General features: G+C 57.2%; 3 protein-coding genes. 1 reads left to right on the forward strand and 2 read right to left on the reverse strand.

Features of this window, described 5'->3' with window-relative positions; translation table 11 throughout:
* Window positions 1-352: 352 nt before the first annotated feature.
* Window positions 353-778 (forward strand): SRPBCC domain-containing protein, encoded by a 426-nt coding sequence (locus L0H65_RS17990; protein ID WP_301460586.1) that lies wholly within the window; start codon window positions 353-355, stop codon window positions 776-778.
* Window positions 779-918: 140 nt separating this feature from the next.
* Here the strand turns inward: L0H65_RS17990 and L0H65_RS17995 are convergent, their stop codons facing one another.
* Together L0H65_RS17995 and L0H65_RS18000 are read right to left on the reverse strand one after the other, a co-directional pair.
* The gene (locus L0H65_RS17995) at window positions 919-1,551 is read right to left on the reverse strand and encodes a hypothetical protein (RefSeq protein ID WP_301460587.1); all 633 of its coding nucleotides are present in this window, start codon (window positions 1,549-1,551) and stop codon (window positions 919-921) included.
* Window positions 1,552-1,623: 72 nt separating this feature from the next.
* Window positions 1,624-2,595, reverse strand: a complete 972-nt coding sequence (locus L0H65_RS18000; RefSeq protein ID WP_301460588.1) for a DUF808 domain-containing protein — start codon at window positions 2,593-2,595, stop codon at window positions 1,624-1,626.
* Window positions 2,596-2,621: the final 26 nt, after the last annotated feature.

Below are 2,621 nucleotides of genomic sequence, written 5' to 3' on the forward strand. Positions count from 1 at the left end.
GTATGGAGGGTTTTGGGGCATCCGCTCCAGCGGAGCGGTTGTATCAGGAGTTCGGCATTACGGCGGAGAATGCTGTGGCGAAGGCGAAGGCAATGTTGGGGTTGTAAAGGTTGCCATTAGGGGCGGCGGGGTTGCGGCTACCCTTTGGGTATGCCGCAGCGCCGCCACCTTAAGAAAGGCAAAAACCTTCAACAACGGCTTAGGTTTTGAACGGGGTTTTTGACGGCGGAAAACAGCGCCGTTTTTGCCTGTGCCAAAAAGGAGCGTTTTTGGAACGCTCGTGGAACGATGATAAGGATAGCAAGGTTTATCAGCGGTGGACGGCTCCCTCGTAGCATGAAATTCTAATGCTATGAAAATTATTGCTGAAACCAAAATCCCTGCGCCGATCAACGTCGTTTGGCGGGCCTTCAATGACCCTGATGACATCCTGCAATGGGACACTTCTGATGAATGGCATACGATCAAAGCATCGAACGACTTGAAGGTCGGCGGGCTGCTTGAGCTGCGTATCGAAGCCATAGATGGCAAGTCAGGGTTCGATTTTGCAGCTACCTACACCCGGATCGAGTTGAACCGTCTTATCGAATGGCGGCAGATGGATGATGACCGACTTATCCGCGTGGAGTTTTCCGAAAACGGCGCTGGCACTGTCGTCCGGCAGACGTTCAACGCGGACCCGAAAATTCCCAGCGACGAGGAACGGGCGGATTGGCAGGGCGTGCTGGACAATTTCGGAAGGCATGTAGCGAAAAAGCACGGTGCTCAACCCGCTTAACAAAGCCCAGACCGTTCCAAAAACGACCGTTTGTTGAACGGGAAATTCTGCTGGTCGGTTTCTCACTTCCCGAAGGCAAGCAATGGCCCTGCTGATCCGAATATCCGTTTAGCCGAGCATCGCAGATCTTCGGCCCCCCCTCACATCGCCCGCTGCCGCCATTGCCATTTCGCCCGATCCACAAACGCACCCACCCCGTCAACCACAGGTGCCGCCTGCCGGTTCAACGCTTGCGTCAGGATCAGATCGCGTAGTGCCGTGATTTCGTCGGTGCTGCCGGTCAGAGCATCAAGCCGCCCGTTGCGGCCCCGGAAACTGATGATCAGCCGTGAGCGTTCATCAAATATCCACGGGTCTTGATAGACCTCCAGCCCTTCGGTGAACACGCCTTTCACATCGGCAAAAGCAATGGTCCGGCTGGACCTGTGCCTGCCTTTGCCGTTGATGTAGCAGTGCCGAAGCTCGGATTTATCGAGGTCGATCTCCAGCACGGACGACAGGTTTTGCCACATTGCCCAAAGCACAAAACCACCAAACAGCGTAAAAACTGTGGCAATGGTGGCCCTCAAGAGTATCCCTGCCCCCGGCATCGCCGCGTCAGAAACAAACAGCACGCCGATGCCGATCGCGACAAAACACAGGGCAAGAGCTGTGCCAAAAATCCGACCGACGGAGATGGTTTTCATCGCCGGCTCCGTAATGCGTAACCCGCCCGGAATGTCTTGGGTCACAAGCTTCACGCCTTTCACGGTATTTCCGAACAAGAAAATCATGGATGACCCTTTTCCGCTTGTCCGCTCTCATTCTGTGCAAATTGATGGCAAAAGAATGACGTTGAACATCGCTCAATGCGGTTTCTGCTCCGCACCGCTTATCATCGCGATCAGTGGCCCCAGAACCTTCGTCACCACCGGGATCAGCAGCAACCCCAGGCCAAGCCCCAGAACCGCAGCACAAAATGCTGTGACGAACCACGTCACTGCGCCGTGCAAACGCCCAATCGCTTGCGCCACCGCCTCGGCCAGATGATGCACCTGCGCATAAGGCCAGCCCCACCCCAGCTCCTCTACCCCATGCAGGATGATATTGCCGCCAACCCATAGCATCGCCGCCGTGCCAACGGTTGACAGGATCGCCAGCAGATGCGGCATGAACACCACCAGGCCGCGCCCGAAAGCCCGCGTTGCGGGCAGATGCGCCGTTGTGGCCAGATGCAGGCCGATGTCATCCATTTTCACGATCATCGCCACAGTGCCGTAAACTACCGCCGTGATCCCCACTGCGACCAGCGCCAGCGTCGCCGCCTCCATCCAAAGCGCGGTATCGGGGATGACCGACAGCGCGATGGTCATGATTTCCGCCGAAAGGATGAAATCGGTCTTGATCGCACCCGCCACCCGCGCCGCCTCCAGCCGGGTCGGGTCGCGCGGGGTCATGTCCTGTTCCACATCGCTGCTTGCATGGGGGAAAACCGAGTGCAAAATCTTCTCAGCACCCTCAAAACACAGATACGCCCCTCCGAACATCAAAAGCGGCGTGATCAGCCAAGGCGCGTAACTGTTCAACAACAGTGCAGCGGGCAGCAGATAAAGCAACTTGTTCTTCAACGACCCCAAGGTGATCCGCCAGATCATCGGCAACTCGCGGCTGGCCCGCAGCCCCGTGACATAAGCTGGCGTCACCGCGGCATCGTCAATCAGCACCGCTGCGGTTTTTGACCCCGCTTTTGCCGCCGCCGTCGCGATATCATCGACCGAGGCCGCCGCGACCTTGGCAATCGCGGCAACATCGTCCAGCAACGCCAACAATCCGCTCATCATTCTTCCTTTCATCGGGTCGCGTT

Source organism: Pseudorhodobacter sp., from assembly GCF_030452865.1.
Lineage (GTDB): Bacteria > Pseudomonadota > Alphaproteobacteria > Rhodobacterales > Rhodobacteraceae > Pseudorhodobacter.

What these genes read in the sequence shown, in the direction of transcription:
- L0H65_RS17990 (WP_301460586.1), top strand. Translation starts at nt 353, where the DNA reads ATGAAAATTATTGCTGAAACCAAAATCCCTGCGCCGATCAACGTCGTT.
- L0H65_RS17995 (WP_301460587.1), bottom strand. Translation starts at nt 1,551, where the DNA reads ATGATTTTCTTGTTCGGAAATACCGTGAAAGGCGTGAAGCTTGTGACC.
- L0H65_RS18000 (WP_301460588.1), bottom strand. Translation starts at nt 2,595, where the DNA reads ATGAGCGGATTGTTGGCGTTGCTGGACGATGTTGCCGCGATTGCCAAG.